Origin of the sequence: Pseudomonas sp. FIP_A4 (assembly GCF_036701605.1) — a bacterium.
Lineage (GTDB): Bacteria > Pseudomonadota > Gammaproteobacteria > Pseudomonadales > Pseudomonadaceae > Stutzerimonas > Stutzerimonas phenolilytica.
The window spans coordinates 16135-37204 of record NZ_JAYDXP010000091.1 but is presented as its reverse complement, the minus strand read 5'-3'; the positions used below and the strand labels follow the sequence as shown (position 1 = coordinate 37204).

Here is a 21070-nt window from a genome sequence, read left to right as displayed (position 1 = left end):
TCTCGATGTGCAGGCGGCTGTTGATCGCCGCCAGCTCGCGGGTGCGCTCGGCGACCCGGCGTTCCAGGCTTTCGTTGAGTTCGCGCAGGGCTTCCTCGGCGGCGACCTGGGCGGTGAGTCAAGGCCACGATGATGAAGATTTCCCACCCGATCGTCTTCGGCCACGCCGTCAGCGTCTACTACAAAGACGTGTTCGACAAATACGGACTGTACTCGGCGGCTGCCTTGGCCGCATCGCGCGACTGGCGCAGGGCGCGGTTGCGCTGCAGATCGTCGGCGTAGCGGGCAAGCAGCGTCTGGGTTTCACGCAGCGCGTCGAGCACCACGCCATGATGGGCACCTGCGCGGTCGCCATCGGCACTGCCGCGGCCGTGCCAGGCACGCTGGTGAACCTCGCCGCCGGTGGCGGCCAAACCCCCGATCCGCTTGCGCGGGTCGGGGGTTTGTCTTTGTGCGGAAGAAATTCCCTGCGATGCAGCACTAGATTGACCAAGTGAACGTTGGAGGCGAACAGCTACCGAGTTGGCGCAGTCGTGGGCGGCCCTGCAAGTCCGTACGGATGGGACGTTTTGCGAGCAGTCCTAAAGATGCTTGGAATGCTAAGCAACCCACCACGGGACGCGGGGCGGTGATCCAGCTTGGCTAGCCGGCCGATAGCATTCGATTAGAATGACTTCTTTATCTGGATAGCGTGCATGTCCGAACCAGATGCGGCATCAGATCTCGCCCAGCTTCCGCTTGAGCAGTTGGTGGCTTGTCCTGAATGCGATTTATTGATGGCCCGGCCCACGCTTGCGCACGGACAGGTTGCGGAGTGCGTGCGTTGTGGCTATGAGCTGCTCCGTCTGCGTCATCGCTTCGTCGGGCCGGGGCTGGCGTTAGTGCTGGCCGCTTTGCTGCTTTATTTCCCGGCGAATTTCCTGCCAATCATGCGGTTAAACCTGCTGGGGAGAGTTACTGATGATACGGTGTGGACGGGCGTGCTCAGCCTCTACCGTAGTGATATGCAGGGAATCGCTTTTGTCGTTCTTTTGTGCAGCATGGTTGTTCCGTTGCTGAAGTTGCTGTGCCAGCTCGTCGTCTTGCTCTGTATCGCCACTCGCCGCGCAAAGCCGTTAGGGATGCTGCTTTACCGGATATATCATCATTTGCGCGAGTGGGGGATGCTTGAGGTTTACCTGCTGGGCATCCTGGTTTCTATCATCAAGCTTAGAGACATGGCTGAGCTCAGCCTCGGGATCGGCCTGGCGTGCTTTGCTGGGCTGTTGGTCGTTCAGGTATGGCTGGAACTGGTGATGTCGCCGCAGCAGGTCTGGGAAGCGTTGGCGGAGCCTGTCGATGCGCGCCGCTGATGCCGGGTTGATGGTCTGTCACGAGTGCCATCAGCTCAATCGTCATCAGCCGGCGCACGCGCGGCAACACTGCACACGCTGTGGAGCGTGCGTGCACATGCGGCGTCCGAACAGCATCGTCCGTACCTGGGCACTGTTGCTTAGCGCGGCATTGCTCTATTTACCGGCCAACCTGCTACCGATCATGACGGTCCGCATGCTCGGCAACGGCACGCCGGACACCATCATGTCAGGCGTGGTGACGCTGGCGCGGCACGGCATGTACCCAATCGCCGCGGTAGTATTCGTTGCAAGTATTCTGGTGCCGACCTTCAAGTTGATCGGGATCGCCATGTTGCTGATCTCTGTGCAACGGCATCATCCCATGTCGCCGCGTCAGCGCCTGCTGGTGTTCCGTTTCATCGAGTGGATCGGGCGCTGGTCGATGCTGGATATCTTCGTCATCGCGATCCTTGTTGCGATTGTCAACTTTGGCAGCCTCGCCAGTGTGGAAGCCGGTACAGGGGCGGTGGCGTTCGCCAGTGTCGTGGTCCTGACGATGCTTGCCGCCATTACCTTCGACCCCCGTCTGATCTGGGATAACACCGAATCCGGAAACAAGCATGACTGATCTGCCACAAGCGAGAACCCGCCCAGCCTCCAACTGGTCGGCGATCTGGATATTACCGCTGATCGCGCTGGCAATCGGTGCCTGGCTCGCCTGGCAGGCCTACAGCGAACGCGGCGTGCATATCGAAGTAGTGTTCGACAGCGCAGAAGGAATCGAGATTGGCAAGACCTCGGTCCTCTATAAAGGCATGACCATCGGTGTAGTACGCGACCTGCGCCTCGAGGACGAGGCACGGCGGCAGGTCGTTGTCGCCGACATCGAGATGAATCAGGACGTCGATGGCTATCTGCGCAGCGGCACCCGCTTCTGGCTGGTCAAGCCTAGCGTTACGCTCGCAGGGATTACCGGCCTGGAAACGCTGGTTTCCGGGAATTACATTGGCGTGAGCCCCGCGGACGGCGAACCGGCCCGACGCTTCGTAGCCCTGGCGGAAGAGCCGCCGATGTCCGACAGTCGCATCGGCCTGCACCTGACGCTCAAGGCCGAGCGCCTCGGCTCGCTGAATCGTGGCAGCCCGGTGTTCTACCGGCAGATCCAGGTCGGTCAGGTGAAGAACTATGTGCTCGCCGAAGATGACAGCACCGTGGAGGTGCAGCTCTATATCCAGCCGGAGTATGCGCACCTGGTGCGCAAGCACACCCGTTTCTGGAACGCCAGCGGCGTCACTGTCGACGCAGGGCTGACCGGCGTGAAGTTCCGTACCGAGTCCCTGGCCAGTATCGTCGCCGGGGGCATCGCGTTCGCCACGCCCGCGCACCGCAAGGACAGCCCGGCGACCGATCCGAGCATTCCGTTCCGTCTCTACGAAGACTTCGATGCCGCCCAGGCGGGCATCAAGGCCGTGGTCTCGCTGCTGGATTTCGACGGGCTGCAGGCCGGCCGCACCCCGGTCATGTACAACGGGATGCAGGTCGGTCTGCTGAAGAAGCTGGATATCGACGCTGATCTCAAGGGCGCCCAGGCTGAGTTGTCGGTCGATCCGCTGTTCGAGGATTACCTGGTCGATGGCACCGATTTCTGGGTGGTCAAACCATCCATCTCGCTGGGCGGAATCACCGGCCTCGAGGCGCTGGTGAAAGGCAACTTCATTGCCGTCCGGCCTGGCGAAAAGAGCGCCTCCCCCAAACGGGAGTTCGTCGCTCGCGCCAAAGCGCCACCGCTGGACGTCCGCGCGCCGGGACGGCACTTGGTACTCACCAGCGACACTCTTGGCTCGTTGGATGTCGGCAGTCCCGTGCTGTACCGCCAGGTTCGGGTGGGCTCCGTACAGAGCTATCAATTTTCCCGCGACCAGCAGAAGGTCGTCATTGGAGTGCACATCGAGCAGCCGTACGCCGAGCTGGTGAACAGCTCGAGCCGGTTCTGGAATGCCAGTGGCATCTCGCTGAGCGGCGGTTTGTCCGGTATCGAGGTGCGTAGCGAGTCGCTGCAGAGCCTGCTTGCCGGCGGTATTGCCTTCGAAACGCCCGATCCGCAGGCTGCCGGGACGAGGAAGGTGCCGCGCTTCGTACTGCACAAGGACAGGGACAGTGCAATCCAGCGCGGGACGCCGATCGAAATTCGCCTGGCGCGTGGCGATGGATTGAGTGCCGGCACGCCCATTCGCTACAAGGGGCTGGCCGTGGGCCAGGTGGATAGCGTGACCCTCAGCGACGACCTGCAGAGTGTCGTGCTGCGTGCGCGCATCACCGCAGCGGAGTCGCGCATCACCCGCGCCAGCACCCAGTTCTGGGTGGTTCGGCCGGAGCTCGGCATCATGCGTACAGCGAATCTGGATACGCTGGTCAGCGGCCCCTACCTGGAGGTGGCGCCGGGCAAGGCGGATGCGGGCGTGCAAACGCGTTTCACCGGCCAGGAGCGGGAGCCACAGAAGGCCGGTGAAGGGTTGAGCCTGGTGCTCAGCGCTGCCCGGCTGGGTTCCATCAAGCCGGGTAACGCGGTGACCTACCGCGAGGTGAAAGTCGGCGAGGTCACCGGCTATGAGCTGGGGCAGAACGCCGATCGCGTACTGATCCGCGTCGTCATCGAGCCGCGCTACGCGCCCCTGGTGCACACCGGCACCCGCTTCTGGGAGACCAGTGGCTTCGGTGTGGATTTCAGTCTGTTCAAAGGTGCCAGCCTGCGCACCGATTCGCTGGAGTCTCTGCTCGAGGGCGGCGTCGCCTTCGCCACGCCAGAGGGCGAGCAGATGGGACGCCGGGCGCTGCCGGGACAGACCTTCGTGCTGTTCAAGGAGCCGCAGGACGATTGGTTCGGCTGGGCACCGAAGATCGAGTTGGGGCGAGCCGCCGGCGATAGATGACGGGCGTTGCTGGCGGGCTCAAGCCCCTGCGCACACATGAAAAGGGCCCCTTTCGGGGCCCTTTTTTCGTTGCGGGAGATCAGGCCGGCTCTTCGGTCCGTTGGGCTGAAGCAGTGGTCTGGCTGGCGACCGGTTCGCGGCGGCTGATGTATTTCCAGTCCGCCTCGTCAATGTAGATGCCGGCCGGCCCGCTGCCGCCCTCAAGGTCGATCGCGACATGGGCCGAGACCTGAGGCTTCACCGATGCGAGGATCGGCACGAAGCCCAGCTGCAGGCTGGTTTCGATCAGCGCCTGCTGGTTGCGCTCGTCGATGTCTGCCGCCTCGTCGAGGTAGTAGGGCAGGCGGATGCGCCCGGCCTGCTCGCGATCCATCAGGTGCAGCAACAGGTACATGTTGGTCAGCGCCTTGATGGTCATGGTGGTGCCGTTGGACGCCGCGCCGTCGATGTCGGTGTGGATCACCGGCTGGCCGCCGACCTTGGTGATCTCGAACGCCAGCTCGAACAGGTCCTTGAGGCCCAGCTGGTTGTTGTTCGCCGCCACCAGCCGTGCCAGATACTCCTTGGCTTCTTCGTTTCGGGCGTCCTGTTCGGTGGACTGGGAAAGATCGAACACCGACAGCGTCTCGCCTTCCTCGTACTGTCCGGCGCTGTGGATGATCTGGTCGATGTGCTTGAGCGCATCCTTGTTCGGCGCCAGCACGATGCGGAAGCTCTCCAGGTTGGAGACCTGGCGCTTGTTGATCTCGCGGTTGAACAACGCCAGCTGGTGTTCCAGGCTCTCGTAGTCGCTGCGGATATTGCGCAGCGTCCGGGCGATGTCGGTGACGGCGGCACGGCGGGCCTTGGCCAGGGTCAGCGCCTCGTCCTGACGGTGGGCGTAGGCGTTGACCAAGAGCTGCAGGCGACGCTCGGGATCTTCCTCGCTGTCGAACTTGGCCACGCCCTTCAGGCGCACCTGGGCATACAGCGCCTCGATCTGACCGTCGACGCGCTGCAGCGCCTGCCAGCTGTCCTGGTAGTCGTTGAGCAGCGGCAGCAGGTTGTCCAGCGAGTCGTCCACCGGGTCCATGTAAGGCGTACCAAACGGCAGATCCGCTGGTAGCAGCTGGCGACGTCGCAGAGCGTCTTCCAGCGTCCGCTCCTTGGCTTCCAGATCCGCCAGCTGACGGCCGACCAGCTGCAGCTTGGCGGACAGGTGCTGTACGCGCTCGGCGAAGGCGTCACTGGTGCGCTTGAGTTCTTCCTGGGCGGCCTCGGCCTGGGCCAGCTGTTCCAGCTTCGCCGGCTCCTCGGCGGCCAGGGTCTGGCTGCGGCGGAAGTCTTCCAGTGCTTTCTGCGCATCCAGCACGGCCTGATACAGCGCCTCGGCCTGGGCCTTGCTCGCGGCGCGGTCGACAGCCACCGCATGCTGGGTCTTGAGCTGCTTGAGTTCGCGCTCCAGGCGATCCTTCTGGTCGCGCAGGGCGGCACGGTCGGCCAGGGCCTGCAGCGCCGGTGGCTCGATATGCGAGAGATCGATGGACAGGCCCGGCACCGAGAAGGTGTCGCCCTTGAAACGATCCAGCACCGCTTCCACGGCCTTGACCCAGTCGTCGCCCTCGGCGCTGATGCCTTTTTCACCCAGCGGCAGGCTGAACAGCTGGCCATTGAACAGGCGCATCAGGCGATCCACATCGGCCTGGGAGAACTCCTCGCGCAAACGCGAGTAGCTGTTGTTGTCGGCATGGTCGAGCTGTTGCCGTACCGACTTCAGGCGTTTTTCCAGATCACGCAGGCGCTCGTCCAGGTCCTCGCTGGAGAACTGACGGGACTGCGCCAGCGCACCGGCCAGCTCGTCGTGGGCGTCCTTGGCGGCGAGCAGCTGCTGCTCCAGCACATGGGCGTCCTCGACCAGGGCGAAGCGGTTCTTCAGCACCGCCAGCTCGCCCAGCCAGCGCTGGATTTCGCTGATCTCGCGTTCCAGGCGCATCAGTTCGCCAGTCGAACCGCGCTGTTCGTTCTGCAGGCCGTCCTGCTCGCGGCGATAGTGCTCGGCCTGGATCACCAGCTCTTCCTTGCGCGCATCGGCGTAGTCGTGCCAGGTGCCGAGCAGGTTGTCGAGCAGCGGTGACAGGCGATGCAGCTTGCCGCGCAGCAGCTCACGCTGGGCTACGCCGGCCGCCAGCGCCTCGACCAGCGGGCCGGCGGCGACCAGTGCCTGGTAGTCCTGCTCCATGCGGCGCACGTCGCGGAAGGCTTCTTCGGTGGCGGCGATATAGTCGACGCTGCCCGAGCGCAGGCTGTGCTCGAAGGCATCGAGGAACAGCTGCTTGAGTTTCGCTGCGGTGATCTCGCGCATATGCAGCAGGTTGATGAACAGTGCGCGGAAGGTCTTCAGGCTCTGCTCGCTGGTTGAGCGCAGCGGGATCAGCGTCATGTCCAGCGGGATCGAGGTATGCCCGCCGACCAGCAGCCGGCGCAGCTCGTCCGGCTTGGCCTCGTAGGCCTTGATGCCGGCGCGTTCGAGGTTGGCGAACAGCTCGCGCTGGCGCAGGCAGGTGCCGTTCTGCTGGTAATGGTCGAGGTCCAGCGAGCCCTGGTAGACGAAGAACTGATGACCGAAGCCGCCGCCCGGCCCGCGGCCGGCCACGCCGATCACATGCGGGCCGTGGGGCAGCATGACTTCGACGAGGATGTAGCTGGTGTCCGAGGCGAAGTAGAACTTGCGCGACTGCTCGAGGCTGTACTTGCCGAAGCTCATGTCCGACATGCGCGCCAGGATCGGGAACTGCAGCGCGTTGATCGACGCGGACTTGCCGAGGTTGTTGGCGCCGTAGACCGACAGCGGGTTTTCCAGCGGAAAGATGCCGAGGCTGTAGCCGGCGGTGTTCAGCAGTGCGAAGCGGCGGATGCCGTAGCGTTCCTGGCTCATGCTTCAAGCTCCTTTTCTTCGGCGATGGCACCGGCCAAGGCTTCTTCTTCCGATTCTTCGGCCGCTTCCTCGATGAGGATGATGTCGTCCTCGCCCTCGTCCTCGGCGATCAGCTCCGGGGCGGGCAGCGGCAGGTCGCTGCTGTGCAGGCTGGCGGCGAGATCGCGGTCCTGCTGCACCGACAGGCAGACGTCGAGGAAACGGTGCATCGGCGGCAGGAAGCGGTAGACGCCGTTGCTGTCCTCGGCGAAGCCCAGCTGCGTCAGGCGGCGGATGACCTTTTCTTCCAGTTCTTCCTGGGTGGTGACTTCGGCCTGCAGGAACAGGTCGCGGTACTTGTCCAGCAGCGCCGGCAGTTCATCGCGACCGAGGCTGCCACCGTCGAGCACGGCCAGCGGGTCGCGCCCCTGGTCGGCCAGGTGCTCGACGAGGATGAAGGTGAACAGCGCCAGGCGCTGGGCGGTCTTGTTCACCTGCGCGCCCATCTGCTCCGGGACGAAGTAGTAGAAGCCGCGCGGATCGCAAACCAGCTCGAAGCCGAGCGCCTTGAACAGTGCGCGGTACTGGTCCTGCATGTTCGACAGCTGCGCGTAGGGCTCCGGCTCGCTGCGCGACAGGTGATAGCCCTTGAACAGCTCGCGGAAGATCGGCGCCAGCTGGGTCATTTCCTTGAGGTCGATGTTCATTCAGGTCGCTCGGATATCGTCGGGGTGATGGTGGACAAGCTGCGCGTTGTCCACCCTACGTAGGAGTCAGCCATTGGCATTGGCCACCAGCGCAAAGGAGCTGAGGCTGACGCGGTGTTCGCGGGTCAGGTACTCGCGGCGTTGCAGGCGATCGCGCTGGAAGCGGGCGTCGCGGGACAGGCGCGAGAACCAGTAGAGCAGCTCGTCGGTGGCGCCCTCGGGTTCCTGCTCCAGCAGCCAGGCCATCAGGTCCGGCAGCGGCAGTGCCTGCTGGCAGCGCTCGACCATTTCTCGGACGGTACGCGGTGCGCGCGGCGGCTCGCCCTTGCGCTTGCCGCTGGCCCGCGGGAACTGCGCCGGCTTCGGCTCGAAGCGGGCCAGGGCGTAGACGTAGGCCTCGACCTGGCTGGCGGTGCCGAGAAAGGTGCTCTGCGGACGGGTGAACAGCGGCAGCGAGGCCTGTGGTACGGCGTCCAGGCCCTTCTTGCGGATCGCCGACAGCGCCAGTGCCGCGCCGCGGGTCACGGCGTTGTGCCGACGCGCTTCCTCGCGCAGCGGCAGCAGCAGCTCGCGGGCCTTGCGCAGGGTCAGCTGGGCGGTGGTCTGCATTTCCAAGATGCGCGCATGAGTGCGCAGCAGGAGGTCGTCGTCCACCAGCTGGCCGAGGCGCTGCTGTTCGCCGAGCAGCTTCATCAGCACCTGCTCGACGCGATGAACGCCCTGCTCGAAGGCGCCGTCGGCGGACACCAGCTGGATCATCGGCTCGACGTACTCGTCCCAGGTCGCCAGCACCTCGGCATAGCGCTGGCGCAGCGGAATCTGACGGTCGCTGGTCTTGGCCCGGTCGGCCACGGCGACAAGGGCCTGCTCGTCATTGTCGAGCTTCTTCAGTACATCGCGTACGCGCATGTCGAGCAGGCGCAGCTGGCGGGCCAGGTCGTTGCCATCGCGAATCTCGAAGGCATCGAGGATATGCCCGGCCAGGCGCTCGAGATGGCGCAGGTAGGCCTCGATCTCCAGGCACAGGCCGAGGCGGTGCTCGCGGCGCAGGTAGGCGAGGAAGTCGTGGATCTGCGCGTTCAGCTCGAAGCGGTTGGGGCTCTTGGCCACCGGCACCAGGATGTCCAGGCGGATCCACTGGTCGAGCAGGGCGGTGATATCGGTGGGCGTGCCTGCCGGCAATTGCGCGGCGAGCTGGTGACGCAGCTCGACCAGGCTCAGGGTGCCGGCGTCGAAGCGCTCGCACAGCGGTTCGAGCAAGGTCCAGTGTTCGGCGAGGGCACGCAGTACGCGCTTGGGTTCGATCATCGAGGCGCTGGTTCCGGCCAGTGAAAAAAGGCGCAGATTGTACTGCATCGGCGCCCCGTGATTTACCTACTGCTGACCGACCGCCCTCCGGTACCGGACGAGTCACCTGATCGTCATCCGCGCCGCGATAGCCTGCACGACAAGGCCAGCCGACGCGTGGATGGTGACGAAATGTCTCAATGCTCTTTCGAACTGCACCGGTTGTCGGCAGAATTGGCCCTTTTGCCAAACGGGGAGCCGGCCGCTTCCTGCGGGCGACCTCATGGGCAGCGATAAATGATCAAGACGCCGTATTACCTCATCGACAAACAGAAGCTCTTGGGCAACCTGGAAAAGATCGCCTACGTGCGTGAGCAGTCCGGCGCCAAGGCGCTGCTGGCGCTCAAGTGCTTCGCTACCTGGTCGGTGTTCGACCTGATGCAGCAATACATGGACGGCACCACCTCGTCGTCGCTCTACGAGCTCAAGCTCGGTCGGCAGAAGTTCGCCGGCGAAACCCACGCCTACAGCGTGGCCTGGGCCGACGACGAGATCGAAGAGATGGTCGCCAACTGCGACAAGATCATCTTCAACTCCATCGGCCAGCTCGAGCGCTTCGCCGACGCGACCGAGGGCACCATCCGCGGCCTGCGTGTCAATCCGCAGGTGAGCAGCTCCGACTATCTGCTGGCCGACCCGGCGCGCCCGTTCAGCCGACTGGGTGAACACGATCCGGCGAAGATCGAGGCGGTGATCGGCAAGATCAGTGGCTTCATGTTCCACAACAACTGTGAGAACTCCAGCTTCGAACTGTTCGACGAGATGCTGAGCACCATCGAGGAGCGCTTCGGCCATCTGCTGGAACAGGTCCAGTGGGTCAGCCTCGGCGGTGGCATCCACTTCACCGGCGAAGGCTATCCGCTCGATGCCTTCTGTGCGCGGCTGAAGGCGTTCTCGGAAAAGTTCGGCGTGCAGGTCTACCTGGAGCCGGGCGAGGCGGCGATCACCATGAGCGCCTCGCTGGAAGTGACGGTGCTCGACACCCTGTTCAACGGCAAGAACCTTGCGGTGGTCGACAGCTCGATCGAGGCGCACATGCTCGACCTGCTGATCTACCGCCTCAACGCCAAGATGGCGCCCAACGACGGCGAGCACAGCTACATGGTGTGCGGAAAGAGCTGCCTGGCCGGCGACATCTTCGGCGAGTACCAATTCGATCGTCCGCTGGCCATCGGCGATCGGCTGTCGTTCATCGACGCGGCAGGCTACACCATGGTCAAGAAAAACTGGTTCAACGGCCTGAAAATGCCGTCCATCGTGGTAAAGCAGCTCGACGGCAGCGTCGAGGTGGTTCGTGAGTTCGACTTTAACGATTACCTGTCCAGCCTTTCCTGAGGCCGCAGTACAAGGGGGTGAAACAATTGAAGAAAAACGTTCTTATCATTGGTGCAGGAGGTGTCGCCAAGGTGGTGGCCCATAAGTGCGCGCAGCACAACGACGAACTCGGTCGTATTGCTATCGCGTCGCGCAACATCTCCAAATGCCAGGCCATCATCGACAGTGTGCAAGCCAAGGGCCGGCTCAAGCAGCCCGGCGAAATCAAGGCCTATGCGCTGGACGCCATGGACGTGGAAGCGACCAAGGCACTGATTCGTGAAACCGAATCGCAGATCGTCATCAATGTCGGCTCTGCCTTCCTCAACATGTCCGTGCTGCGCGCCTGCATCGACACCGGCGCCGCGTATCTCGATACCGCGATCCATGAAGAGCCGGGCAAGATCTGCGAAACGCCGCCGTGGTACGGCAACTACGAGTGGAAGCACCTGGCCGAATGCCAGGAAAAGGGCATCACCGCCATCCTCGGTGCCGGCTTCGACCCGGGCGTGGTCAACGCCTATGCCGCCCTCGCGCAGCAGGAATACTTCGACAAGATCGAGTCGATCGACATCCTCGACGTCAACGCCGGTTCCCACGGCAAGTATTTCGCCACCAATTTCGACCCGGAAATCAATTTCCGCGAATTCACCGGTCAGGTATACAGCTGGCAGAACAGCCAGTGGACGACCAACCGCATGTTCGAGGTCAAACGCACCGACGACCTGCCGGTCGTGGGTGAACAGAGCCTCTACCTGACCGGTCATGACGAGGTGCACTCGCTTTCCAAGCACCTCGACGTGCCGAACATCCGTTTCTGGATGAGCTTCGGCGAGCATTACATCAACGTCTTCACCGTGCTGAAGAACCTCGGCCTGCTCTCCGAGCAGCCGGTGCGCACCGCCGAAGGCCTGGAAGTGGTCCCGCTCAAGGTGGTCAAGGCCGTATTGCCTGATCCCGCCTCGCTGGCGCCGGGCTACACCGGCAAGACCTGCATCGGCGACCTGGTCAAGGGCACCAAGGATGGCCAGCCGCGCGAGCTGTTCATCTACAACGTGGCCGACCATGAAGAGGCCTACGCCGAGACCGACAGCCAGGGCATTTCCTACACCGCCGGCGTGCCGCCGGTCGCCGCCGCGCTGCTGATCGCCCGTGGCGAGTGGGATGCCAAGCGCATGGTCAACGTCGAAGAACTGCCGGCACAGCCGTTCCTCAAGCTGCTCGATGTCATGGGCCTGCCGACCCGGATCAAGGATGAGCGCGGCGACCGCCCCTGGGATCAGTAACCCAGCGACGAGCTGCACGTGAGAACGAAAGGCCCCGCTGCTCTGTTAGGGGGGCCTTTTACTTTGTCCGCTGCGCGGCGGTGGATGTAAAAAGCGACATCCACCCTACGGCCAACGTGGGCGTTCGTAGGGTGGAAAACGCCGAAGGCTTTTCCACCGAGGGGGAACGCTGGTGGAAAACGCTTCGCGGTTTTCCACCCTACGCGACGACAACCCAAGCCAAACACAGCTGCGCCTTCCCGCCCCGTCCATTTCACGCGACAATCCGTCCACTCAGGCGCCCCATGAGAGGCGCCCGGCAGCCGTGAGGAACCCCCTATGAGCAGCAACGATCGCGTCATCATCTTCGACACCACCCTGCGCGACGGCGAGCAGAGCCCCGGCGCGTCCATGACCGGTGAGGAAAAGCTGCGCATCGCCCGCGCGCTGGAGCGGCTGAAGGTAGACGTGATCGAGGCGGGCTTCGCCATCGCCAGCCCCGGTGACTTCGCCGCGGTGAAGCTGGTCGCCGACAACATCAAGGACAGCACCGTGTGCAGCCTGGCGCGCGCCGTCGATGCCGATATCGAACGCGCCGCCGAAGCGCTGGCCGGCGCCAACTCCGGGCGCATCCACACCTTTATCGCCACCAGCCCGATCCACATGCAGTACAAGCTGCGCATGCAGCCGGACCAGGTGGTCGAGCAGGCGGTACGCGCCGTGAAGAAGGCGCGCAGCCTGTGCGCCGACGTGGAGTTTTCCTGCGAGGATGCCGGGCGTTCGGAGATCGATTTCCTCTGCCGCATCATCGAGGCCGCGATCGACGCCGGCGCGCGCACCATCAACATTCCGGACACCGTCGGCTATGCGATTCCGCACCAGTACGCCGACACCATCCGCCAGCTGCTCGAACGCATCCCCAATGCCGACAAGGCCGTGTTCTCCGTGCATTGCCACAACGACCTCGGCCTGGCGGTGGCCAACTCGCTGGCGGCGGTGGTGGCTGGTGCGCGGCAGGTGGAATGCACCATCAACGGCCTCGGCGAGCGTGCCGGCAACGCCGCGCTGGAAGAGATCGTCATGGCGATCAAGACCCGCCAGGACCTGCTTAACGTGCACACGCGCATCGAGACCGAACACATCCTCGCCGCCTCGCGCCTGGTCTCGGGCATCACCGGCTTTCCGGTGCAGCCGAACAAGGCCATCGTCGGCGCCAACGCCTTCGCCCACGAGTCGGGCATCCACCAGGACGGCGTGCTCAAGCACCGCGAGACCTACGAGATCATGTCCGCCCAGTCGGTCGGCTGGAACGCCAACAAGATGGTCATGGGCAAGCACTCCGGCCGCGCCGCGTTCCGTTCGCGCCTGGAGGAGCTGGGCATCGCCCTGGAAGGCGACGAGCTGAACGCCGCCTTCGGTCGTTTCAAGGAGCTGGCCGACAAGAAGCACGAGATCTTCGACGAAGACCTGCAGGCGCTGGTCTCCGACACCCTGGCCGACGAGGCTCCCGAGCACTTCAAGCTGGCCAGCCTGGAGGTGACCAGCAAGACCGGCACTGTGCCTGAAGCCAAGCTAGTGGTGAGTGTGGATGGCACCGAACACAACGCCGAGGCCCAGGGTTCCGGCCCGGTGGACGCCACCTTCAAGGCCATCGAGAGCATCGCCAATTCCGGTGCCACGCTGCAGCTTTACTCGGTCAACGCCATCACCCAGGGCACCGATTCCCAGGGCGAGGTGACCGTGCGGCTGGAGAAGGGCGGGCGCATCGTCAACGGCAACGGAGCCGACACCGACATCGTCGTCGCGTCGGCCAAGGCTTACCTGAACGCGCTGAACCTGATGCAGGTCGGCGCCAAGGCGCATCCGCAGGTGGAAGGGGTTTGATCAGCGAAACCCGGCGTCGGGCCTACCTCGACGCCATGCAGGTGGCCGTCTGGCTGCCGCGTACCGAGTTGCCCTTCGCTGCGCCGTCGCGGCTGGAGCTGCTGCAGCCGCCGGTTGAGGCCGCGCCGCTGCAGTCGGACGCGATCGTGCCGGTGGCGAGCGAGCGGGTCGTCGAACCGGCACCGGCCCGCCCGGAAAAACCGCAGCTGCGTGTCGTCATGCCCGAGCCGAAGCAGCCCGAAGCAGTCGTGGCCCCGCAGGCGCCCGAGGAGCGGCCGAAGGCGGTCGAGCCGCCACCGCGTTTCGCCCTGCAACTGCTGCGCGCCGGCAGCGTGCTGCTGCTGGTGGAGCTGCCGACCGGCGAGTCGTTCCAGAGTCGCGATCCGGGCTACATCCTGCTTAAGGACCTGCTGCGCGCCGCGCACCTGCCGGACAGTCCGCAGCAAGTCGGTGATGGCGAGCCGATCCGCTGGCCGCTGCTACACGGCGGCAGCCTCGACCAGGGCGCCGAGGCCGCACGCGATTACGTGCAGGGCGTGCTGGCTGCAGAATTGGAAACCATGGGCTGCGACTGCATCTGGCTGGTCGGCCTGCCGGCGCTGCGCTTCGCCGGCGAAGTCGGAGCCGACGCCTGCTGCCGCGAACTGGCCATCGACGGGCTCGGGCGCGCGCTGACGATTCCCGGTCTGGAAACCTTGATGGAGCAGCCGGCGGCCAAGGCCGAGCTGTGGCAAGCCATGCGCCGCAGCCTGCCGCGTTGGCACAGGAGTTCGTGAGTACCCATGAGTGATGCAGTCAGCTTCCGCCCGATGACCGCGGCGGATATCGATGCCGTGTTGAAGATCGAGTACGCCGCGTTCAGCCACCCGTGGACGCGCGGCATCTTCACCGACGCCCTGAGTGCCTACGAATGCTGGGTGATGTTCGAGGGCGAGCAACAGGTCGGGCACGGCGTGATCAATGTGATTCTCGACGAGGCGCACCTGCTCAACATCACCGTCAAGCCGCCGAGCCAGGGCCGCGGCCTCGGTCTGCGGTTGCTCGAGCACCTGATGCAACGCGCCCGCGAGCGCGGCGGACGCGAGTGCTTTCTTGAGGTGCGCGCCAGCAATGCCTCGGCCTATCGGCTCTACGAGCGCTACGGTTTCAACGAAGTAGGCCGGCGCCGGGCCTATTACCCGTCGGCGGAAGGGCGTGAGGATGCCCTGGTGATGGCCTGCACCTTGCTCGACTGAGCCGCGCGATCACTGCCCGGGGCGCTTGTCCCGTCCCGAATCCAGCGGCGCGTCGCCCTCCAGCTCTTCGTCCGAAAGCACGCTGTCGTCTTCGTCCAGCAGCGCGTCGCCGTCGCTGACGCCGCTGTCCTCGTCACCGTCGGCCGGCCCGTCCCAGGGTTTGCCATCCAGCGGATGGCGCCGCGCCAGTTCGGCCTCGTCCAGGCCCGTGGCGCCGCCGATCTGCTGATCGCTCACCACGGTAAGATCTTCATCGGCCGGCCCGCCGTGACCGCGCTCGCTCGGAGATCGGGCGCCATCGTCGGGCAGCAGGGTTTCCGGCGTGAGATCGTCCAGCGTGGTCTTGCCGTCGATCGTTTCCGCGCCGCTAAGCCCGGCTTCGGCCACGCGCTCCGGCGGAAATTCATCGGCCAGCTCGTCGGCAGGAACTTCATCGCCAATGCGGCCCTTGCGTTCGTCCTTGCGTGCGCTGAAGTCGAGCTGCTCGATCGAACCCATGCGATCTTCGGTGTCGTCGATTTCAGTCGGCGTGTACGGCTTGCGCTCGCTCATGGTCGTCTCCCGTAGGTGAATGGCGGGTCTTGCAAGGTGTGACCGGGCCGCGCGGTGAAGATTCAAGACGTCAAAGCCGTGAAAAACAGGCGAACCAGCACCGCTGATCGGCAGTCCATACCCTCTATGGACGATCAACAACCTTCGGCGGCGCCTGCGCCGCAACGCTGTGCATTCTTCTTCGACGTCGACGGAACACTGGCCGAGATACAGCCGCGCCCGGAACGGGTGTTCGTTCCTCCGACGATCCTGGCTGCGCTGCAGCGGCTGCATGCCGCCGCGATTCCCGTCGCGGTGATATCCGGGCGGCCGCTGCAGCAGCTCGACAGGCTGCTCGCGCCCTTGCGGTTGCCAGCCGCGGGCGTGCACGGTGCCGAGCGCCGCGCCGCCGATGGTGCGCCGCGCGACCTGGCGCTCGATCACGCCCAGCTGCAACGCATCGGAGCGGAGCTGGCGCAGGCCTGCGCCGACCATCCCGGCCTGCTGCTGGAAAACAAAGGCATCGCCTTCGCCCTGCATTTTCGTCTCGCACCGCAGCTCGAACAGACCGCCGCCGAGCTGGCCCACGATTTCGCCCGCCGCTACGGCGAGCTGCTCAGCCTGCAGCCGGGCAAGTGCGTGTTCGAGCTGAAACCGCGCGGCGCGAGTAAGGGCGAGGTGATCCGCGCGTTCATGGCCGAGCCGCCATTTCACGGGCAGGTGCCGGTGTTCCTTGGTGATGATCTGACCGACGAGGCCGGTTTCGCCGTGGTCAACGCGCTCGGCGGCCTTTCGATCAAGGTCGGCGAAGGGCCGACGCAGGCCCGCGAGCGCCTGGCTTCGGTCACCGCGGTGGACGAGTGGCTGCAGCGACTGCTCGCCGCGCTGCCATGAGGGACGCATCCAATAACAATCAATCGAGAGCGAGAATCCGATGAGTCGACTAGTCGTGGTCTCCAACCGCGTAGCACCGATCAAGGCCGGCAAGGCCGCCGCCGGCGGGCTGGCTGTGGGGGTCTACGATGCCCTGCGCCAGTCGGGCGGCATCTGGTTCGGCTGGAACGGCGACATCAGCGCCGATCCGCCGATCAACAGCGAACAGGTGGGCAACATCACCTACGTCACGCTCGGGCTGACCAAGCGTGACTACGATCAGTACTACCGAGGCTTTTCCAACGCGACCCTGTGGCCGATCTTCCATTACCGCATCGACCTGGCGCGCTACGACCGCGACGAGTACGAAGGCTATCGGCGGGTCAACCAGATGCTCGCGCAGAAGCTCAAACCGCTGCTCAAGCCCGATGACGTCATCTGGATCCACGACTACCACCTGATCCCCTTCGCCGAGGAATGCCGTCGCCTGGGCATCCGCAATCGCATCGGCTTCTTCCTGCACATTCCTTTTCCGCCGCCGGAAATCCTCACCGTCATCCCGCCACACAACGAGCTGCTCAAGACGCTTTGCTACTACGACCTGATCGGCTTTCAGACCGAAACCGACCGGCTGGCCTTTCAGGACTACATGACCCGTGAAGTGCGCGGCGTGATCGAGGCTGATGGCAGCCTGACCGCCTACGGGCAGAACTTTCGCAGCGGCGTCTACCCGATCGGCGTCGTGCCGGACGAGATCCAGCAGCTCGGCGAAACCTACAAGGGCCGCCGCCATCCCATGCGGCGGACCAGTGACACCGCGCGCAAGACCATCATCAGCGTCGATCGCCTCGACTATTCCAAGGGGCTGGTGGAACGCTTCAAGGCCTACGAGGCGTTCCTCGACCGTTTCCCCGAGCACCGGCGCAACGTCGAGTTCTTCCAGATCGCGCCGACCTCGCGCTCGGACGTACGTACCTACCAGAGCATCCGCCGCCAGCTGGAAAGCGAGGCCGGGCACATCAACGGGCGTCTGTCCGACCTGGACTGGACGCCGTTGCACTACCTCAACAAGAGCCACGAGCGGCGCATTCTCATGGGGCTGTTCCGCTCGGCAAGCATCGGCTTCGTCACGCCACTGCGCGATGGCATGAATCTGGTGGCCAAGGAATACGTCGCCGCGCAGAATCCCGAGGACCCCGGCGTGCTGGTGCTGTCGCGCTTCGCCGGTGCGGCGCGCGAGCTGACCTCGGCGCTGATCGTCAACCCGTACGACTGCATCGGCATGGCCGAGGCGCTGGATCGGGCGCTGCGCATGCCGCTGGCCGAACGCCGTGATCGCTACGAGCACATGATGCGGGCGATCCGTGCGGCCGATCTGAGTGCCTGGCGCGACAATTTCCTGCGCGACCTCCGCTCGTTCGTCTCGCAGCCGCGCGAATAGCTCGCAGGAGGTATGCCGCAAGGGGCTGTGACGCCGCGCAGAACCGGTGTGTCATAGCGGCAGCGGTTCGCATTCGCGTGCCAGACTTCGAGGACAAGAAATGAACGATCTGGATCAGTTGTTCGAGAACAACGCCCGCTGGGCCGAAGCCATCAAGCAGGAAGACCCGACCTTCTTCGAGCAGCTGGCCAAACAGCAGGCACCGGAATACCTGTGGATCGGCTGCTCCGATGCGCGCGTGCCGGCCAACGAGATCGTCGGCATGCTGCCCGGCGACCTGTTCGTGCACCGCAACGTCGCCAACGTGGTGCTGCATACCGACCTCAACTGCCTGTCGGTGATCCAGTACGCGGTCGACGTGCTGAAGGTCAAACACATCCTGGTCACCGGTCACTACGGCTGCGGTGGTGTGCGCGCCTCCATGCGTGACGACCAGTTGGGCCTGATCGACGGCTGGCTGCGGACCATCCGCGACCTCTATTATGAGCACCGCGCGCACCTGGCGACCCTGCCCAGCGAAGAAGAGCGGGTCGACCGCCTGTGCGAGCTGAACGTAATCCAGCAAGTGGCCAACGTCAGCCATACCACCATCGTGCAGAACGCCTGGCACCGCGGGCAGCCGCTCTCGGTGCATGGCTGCATCTACGGCATCAAGGATGGCCTGTGGAAGAACCTCAACGTCACCGTCAGCGGCCTCGACCAGTTGCCGACCCAGTACCGTCTGCGCCCGCTCAATCCAGCGTAGCGTCCCGGCGCCACGGCCTGGCTTTCGCCGGGCTGCTGGTGGCGGTGGTCTGCTGGAGCGGCAACGCCTTGGTGGCCCGCGCTTTTCATGACGAGATCCCGCCGCTGGGCCTGTCGTTCTGGCGTTGGGTACTTGCCGCGACATTGCTGCTGCCCATCGTCGCGCGCTCGATCTGGCGCCATCGCGCCGTTCTGCGCGCCGCCGGCTGGCGCCTGCCGGTACTCGCCGCCTGCGGCATCGCCAGCTACAACTCGCTGCTGTATACAGCGGCGCAAAGCACCGAAGCGATCAATCTCACCCTGGTCAACACCTGCCTGCCGCTGGCGACCTTCGTCGGTGCCGGCCTGCTGCTCGGCGAATGGCCGCTGCGCCGCGCCTGGCTCGGCATGGCCGTGGCCGCCGTGGGCCTGCTCTACCTGATCAGCCGCGGCAGCTGGCAGGTCCTGAGCAGCCTGTCATTCCAGCGCGGCGATCTGATCATGCTGGTCGCCGTCGCGGCCTGGGCGCTATACACCTTGCTACTGCGACGCTGGGCCACGCGCCTGCCGGTGCCGCCACTGACATTGCTCGGTGTGCTAATGGCGCTGGGCGTGCCGCTGATCCTGCCGTTCTACCTGCTGGAACTCAGCCGCGTCGGCGGTTTCGCGCCGACCGCAGACAACCTTGTCGCGATTGGCTACACCGCCGTGTTCGCCTCGCTGATCGCCTACCTCGCCTGGAACCACGGCGTAAGCGTGATCGGCGCGTCCAAGGCGGCCATGACCAGCTACCTGATGCCGGTGATCACCGCGCTGCTCGGCTGGCTGCTGCTGGACGAAGCCCTGCAGGCGTTCCACTGGATTGGCGGTGCGCTGATCTTCGGTGGCCTGCTGATGGCGACTCGTCCGTCGTTCCGCCAACACAGCTGAGTGACAGTCCGACCAGCGACGCAACCGCTGGTCTAACCGCTTGAAAAGGATAAAAATTCAGTGACGGCAGGGTTGACAGCAAAAAAGCACCAGAGAATAATGCGCGCCACTCGGCTACATAGCTCAGTTGGTTAGAGCGCAGCATTCATAATGCTGATGTCCCAGGTTCAAGTCCCGGTGTAGCCACCAGACAAAACAAGGGGTTAGCGAAAGCTAGCCCCTTTTTGTTTTGGGCGTGATAAGTGAATGCCTGTTGGAACCGCTTGCCTCGGCTGGCTCAAAGGCTGGCGAGACTGCGCTTCGCGCGTCGATCTGGATTCAATGGACGCCGGGCGCTAGGCCCGGCGGGTGCAATGCAAGCAAGCCATTGATCACCAGAGCGGTACGCTGTAGCTGATGATCACGCGGTTCTCGTCGAGGTTGTTCTGGAAGTTGCTGCGGGTGGTGGCGTTGCGCAGTTTCAGGCCGAGGTTTTTCAGTGGGCCGCTCTGGAACACGTAGGCGAGGTCGGTGTTGCGCTCCCAGGTCTTGCCTTCGCCGGCTCCAGCTCCGCGGTCGACGTTATCGCCGGAGAGGTAGCGGGTCATGAGGGTTAAGCCGGGGATGCCGAGGGCGGCGAAGTCGTAGTCGTAGCGGACCTGCCAGGAGCGTTCGTCCTCGTTGCCGAAGTCGTTGATCTGCACCAGGTTGAGCAGTGAGTTGTCGCTGCCGGCGATGTAGGCGAAGCCGGTGTCGCCGGAGACTTGCTGGTAGCCGGCGCCGAAGGCGTGGCCGCCGATGCGGTAGGTGAACATCGCGCCGAAGGTGTCGGCGTCGACGTTGCTGCCGCCGTCATCGGTCTGGTGCACGTAGCGCAGGTCGGTTTTGAAACTCTGTTTGTCGCCGAGCGGCAGTACGTGGAGCAGGCCGAAGTTGTGTTCCTTGTAGATGCCGTCCAGCCCGCCGTAGTAGTAGCTGCTGCTCAGTTCCGGGGTCCAGGCGTAGCGGCCGCCGGCGAAGAGGAACTCGTCGCTGGTGGTCTGCCGACCGAAGCGGATGTTGCGCAGGCCGCCGTTGAAGGCGGTCATTTCCTCGTTGTCCGATGAGTTGCGCTGGTTGACCCGGTCGAGCCTGCCCACATCGAGCGTCAGGCCGTCGAATTCCTTGCTCTGCAGCCAGGCGCCGCGGAAGGTCTGTGGCAGCAGGCGGCTGTCGTTGCGCATGAGCACTGGAATCAGCGGTTGCATGGTGCCGACATGCAGGGTGGTTTGCGACAGCCGCGCCTTGGCCGTGAGGCCGGCCGAGCCGTAGTCGTCCTGGGCGCGGTTGGGTGCTTTGCGGTCGCTCTGCAGGATACCGGTGCCGACGCGGTCGGGGCTGGAGTCGAGCTTCACGCCGAGGAGGCCGATGGCGTCGAGGCCGAAGCCGATCGGGCCTTCGGTGTAGCCGGACTCCATTTTCAGCATGAAGCCCTGTGCCCATTCCTCGGCCTTGGACTGCCCGTCGCCGGAGCGGAAGTCGCGGTTCATGTAGAAGTTGCGCAGGTCCACGCTGGCTTTGCTGTCTTCGATGAAGGCGGCGTTTGCGGGGCCGGTGGCGATCAGAACGGCGCTGCCGCACAGCAGTGGGCAGACGACGGTTTGCTTGAGTCGCATGGGATTTCCTCTTGTTGTTGTTCTGCGCC

At 64.5% G+C, this 21070-nt stretch carries 17 protein-coding genes, 1 tRNA gene and 2 pseudogenes; 15 read left to right on the top strand and 5 right to left on the bottom strand.

What is annotated here, in order from left to right:
- Positions 1 to 117 precede the first annotated feature (117 nt).
- From U8L64_RS20240 to U8L64_RS00845, 5 genes and pseudogenes are all read left to right on the top strand, one after another.
- Positions 118 to 207: pseudogene (locus U8L64_RS20240) on the top strand (NADP-dependent isocitrate dehydrogenase); the annotation flags it as partial.
- A gap of 113 nt (positions 208 to 320) precedes the next feature.
- A pseudogene (locus tag U8L64_RS00860) lies at positions 321 to 413 on the top strand (PrpF domain-containing protein); the annotation flags it as partial.
- A 282-nt stretch (positions 414 to 695) separates the two neighbouring features.
- Positions 696 to 1352, top strand: coding sequence for a paraquat-inducible protein A (locus U8L64_RS00855; protein ID WP_043297450.1), 657 nt, complete (start codon positions 696 to 698; stop codon positions 1350 to 1352).
- Entirely contained in the window at positions 1339 to 1962 is a 624-nt protein-coding gene (locus tag U8L64_RS00850) for a paraquat-inducible protein A (RefSeq protein ID WP_043297452.1), read from the top strand. Before U8L64_RS00855 ends, U8L64_RS00850 begins: the two co-directional genes overlap by 14 nt.
- The gene (locus U8L64_RS00845) at positions 1955 to 4264 is read left to right on the top strand and encodes a PqiB family protein (RefSeq protein WP_333392806.1); all 2310 of its coding nucleotides are present in this window, start codon (positions 1955 to 1957) and stop codon (positions 4262 to 4264) included. The genes U8L64_RS00850 and U8L64_RS00845 overlap by 8 nt, the downstream gene beginning before the upstream one ends.
- 79 nt (positions 4265 to 4343) lie before the next feature.
- On the opposite strand, the gene mksF is transcribed toward U8L64_RS00845, so the two are convergent.
- From mksF to mksB, 3 genes are all read right to left on the bottom strand, one after another.
- Positions 4344 to 7178, bottom strand: a complete 2835-nt coding sequence (gene mksF / locus U8L64_RS00840) for an Mks condensin complex protein MksF (RefSeq protein WP_333392804.1) — start codon at positions 7176 to 7178, stop codon at positions 4344 to 4346.
- Positions 7175 to 7864 (bottom strand): Mks condensin complex protein MksE, encoded by a 690-nt coding sequence (mksE, locus tag U8L64_RS00835; protein WP_333392802.1) that lies wholly within the window; start codon positions 7862 to 7864, stop codon positions 7175 to 7177. The genes mksF and mksE overlap by 4 nt, the downstream gene beginning before the upstream one ends.
- Positions 7865 to 7930: 66 nt before the next feature.
- Positions 7931 to 9172: an Mks condensin complex protein MksB gene (gene mksB / locus U8L64_RS00830; RefSeq protein ID WP_333392812.1), complete on the bottom strand. Its 1242-nt coding sequence runs from the start codon at positions 9170 to 9172 to the stop codon at positions 7931 to 7933.
- 276 nt (positions 9173 to 9448) lie between these two features.
- Here mksB and U8L64_RS00825 point away from each other — a divergent pair, with 276 nt between their 5' ends.
- From U8L64_RS00825 to rimI, 5 genes are all read left to right on the top strand, one after another.
- Positions 9449 to 10546, top strand: coding sequence for a carboxynorspermidine decarboxylase (locus tag U8L64_RS00825; RefSeq protein WP_333392800.1), 1098 nt, complete (start codon positions 9449 to 9451; stop codon positions 10544 to 10546).
- A gap of 26 nt (positions 10547 to 10572) precedes the next feature.
- Positions 10573 to 11811, top strand: coding sequence for a saccharopine dehydrogenase family protein (locus U8L64_RS00820; protein ID WP_054095060.1), 1239 nt, complete (start codon positions 10573 to 10575; stop codon positions 11809 to 11811).
- A gap of 318 nt (positions 11812 to 12129) precedes the next feature.
- On the top strand, positions 12130 to 13674 hold the full coding sequence (locus tag U8L64_RS00815) for a 2-isopropylmalate synthase (RefSeq protein WP_077683723.1): 1545 nt from the start codon (positions 12130 to 12132) through the stop codon (positions 13672 to 13674).
- Positions 13671 to 14450 (top strand): energy transducer TonB, encoded by a 780-nt coding sequence (locus U8L64_RS00810; RefSeq protein WP_138300349.1) that lies wholly within the window; start codon positions 13671 to 13673, stop codon positions 14448 to 14450. The genes U8L64_RS00815 and U8L64_RS00810 overlap by 4 nt, the downstream gene beginning before the upstream one ends.
- Before the next feature lie 6 nt (positions 14451 to 14456).
- Positions 14457 to 14909: a ribosomal protein S18-alanine N-acetyltransferase gene (rimI, locus tag U8L64_RS00805; RefSeq protein WP_333392793.1), complete on the top strand. Its 453-nt coding sequence runs from the start codon at positions 14457 to 14459 to the stop codon at positions 14907 to 14909.
- Between the two features lie 9 nt (positions 14910 to 14918).
- On the opposite strand, the gene U8L64_RS00800 is transcribed toward rimI, so the two are convergent.
- Positions 14919 to 15461, bottom strand: coding sequence for a hypothetical protein (locus tag U8L64_RS00800; RefSeq protein ID WP_237265053.1), 543 nt, complete (start codon positions 15459 to 15461; stop codon positions 14919 to 14921).
- Between the two features lie 126 nt (positions 15462 to 15587).
- On the opposite strand from U8L64_RS00800, the gene otsB reads away from it, so the two are divergent.
- The 5 genes from otsB to U8L64_RS00775 all read left to right on the top strand — a co-directional run bounded on the left by otsB (position 15588) and on the right by U8L64_RS00775 (position 19596).
- Positions 15588 to 16334 carry a trehalose-phosphatase gene (gene otsB / locus U8L64_RS00795; protein ID WP_156715268.1) on the top strand — a complete coding sequence of 249 codons (747 nt, stop codon included), beginning with the start codon at positions 15588 to 15590 and terminating at the stop codon, positions 16332 to 16334.
- A 40-nt stretch (positions 16335 to 16374) separates the two neighbouring features.
- Entirely contained in the window at positions 16375 to 17754 is a 1380-nt protein-coding gene (gene otsA, locus U8L64_RS00790; protein ID WP_333392787.1) for an alpha,alpha-trehalose-phosphate synthase (UDP-forming), read from the top strand.
- Between the two features lie 100 nt (positions 17755 to 17854).
- The gene (gene can / locus U8L64_RS00785; protein ID WP_008567215.1) at positions 17855 to 18499 is read left to right on the top strand and encodes a carbonate dehydratase; all 645 of its coding nucleotides are present in this window, start codon (positions 17855 to 17857) and stop codon (positions 18497 to 18499) included.
- Positions 18500 to 18516: 17 nt separating this feature from the next.
- On the top strand, positions 18517 to 19407 hold the full coding sequence (locus U8L64_RS00780; RefSeq protein WP_333392811.1) for a DMT family transporter: 891 nt from the start codon (positions 18517 to 18519) through the stop codon (positions 19405 to 19407).
- A gap of 112 nt (positions 19408 to 19519) precedes the next feature.
- Positions 19520 to 19596, top strand: a tRNA-Met gene (locus U8L64_RS00775).
- A gap of 182 nt (positions 19597 to 19778) precedes the next feature.
- Here U8L64_RS00775 and U8L64_RS00770 read toward each other — a convergent pair.
- On the bottom strand, positions 19779 to 21041 hold the full coding sequence (locus U8L64_RS00770) for an OprD family porin (RefSeq protein WP_333392783.1): 1263 nt from the start codon (positions 21039 to 21041) through the stop codon (positions 19779 to 19781).
- Positions 21042 to 21070 lie beyond the last annotated feature (29 nt).

Excerpts from the sequence above, each read along its gene's own strand:
- otsB (WP_156715268.1), top strand. The coding sequence starts at position 15,588 with ATGGACGATCAACAACCTTCGGCGGCGCCTGCGCCGCAACGCTGTGCA.
- can (WP_008567215.1), top strand. The coding sequence starts at position 17,855 with ATGAACGATCTGGATCAGTTGTTCGAGAACAACGCCCGCTGGGCCGAA.
- U8L64_RS00825 (WP_333392800.1), top strand. The coding sequence starts at position 9,449 with ATGATCAAGACGCCGTATTACCTCATCGACAAACAGAAGCTCTTGGGC.
- U8L64_RS00770 (WP_333392783.1), bottom strand. The coding sequence starts at position 21,041 with ATGCGACTCAAGCAAACCGTCGTCTGCCCACTGCTGTGCGGCAGCGCC.
- mksE (WP_333392802.1), bottom strand. The coding sequence starts at position 7,864 with ATGAACATCGACCTCAAGGAAATGACCCAGCTGGCGCCGATCTTCCGC.
- rimI (WP_333392793.1), top strand. The coding sequence starts at position 14,457 with ATGAGTGATGCAGTCAGCTTCCGCCCGATGACCGCGGCGGATATCGAT.
- otsA (WP_333392787.1), top strand. The coding sequence starts at position 16,375 with ATGAGTCGACTAGTCGTGGTCTCCAACCGCGTAGCACCGATCAAGGCC.
- U8L64_RS00815 (WP_077683723.1), top strand. The coding sequence starts at position 12,130 with ATGAGCAGCAACGATCGCGTCATCATCTTCGACACCACCCTGCGCGAC.
- U8L64_RS00800 (WP_237265053.1), bottom strand. The coding sequence starts at position 15,461 with ATGAGCGAGCGCAAGCCGTACACGCCGACTGAAATCGACGACACCGAA.
- U8L64_RS00850 (WP_043297452.1), top strand. The coding sequence starts at position 1,339 with ATGCGCGCCGCTGATGCCGGGTTGATGGTCTGTCACGAGTGCCATCAG.
- mksF (WP_333392804.1), bottom strand. The coding sequence starts at position 7,178 with ATGAGCCAGGAACGCTACGGCATCCGCCGCTTCGCACTGCTGAACACC.
- U8L64_RS00855 (WP_043297450.1), top strand. The coding sequence starts at position 696 with ATGTCCGAACCAGATGCGGCATCAGATCTCGCCCAGCTTCCGCTTGAG.
- U8L64_RS00845 (WP_333392806.1), top strand. The coding sequence starts at position 1,955 with ATGACTGATCTGCCACAAGCGAGAACCCGCCCAGCCTCCAACTGGTCG.
- mksB (WP_333392812.1), bottom strand. The coding sequence starts at position 9,172 with ATGATCGAACCCAAGCGCGTACTGCGTGCCCTCGCCGAACACTGGACC.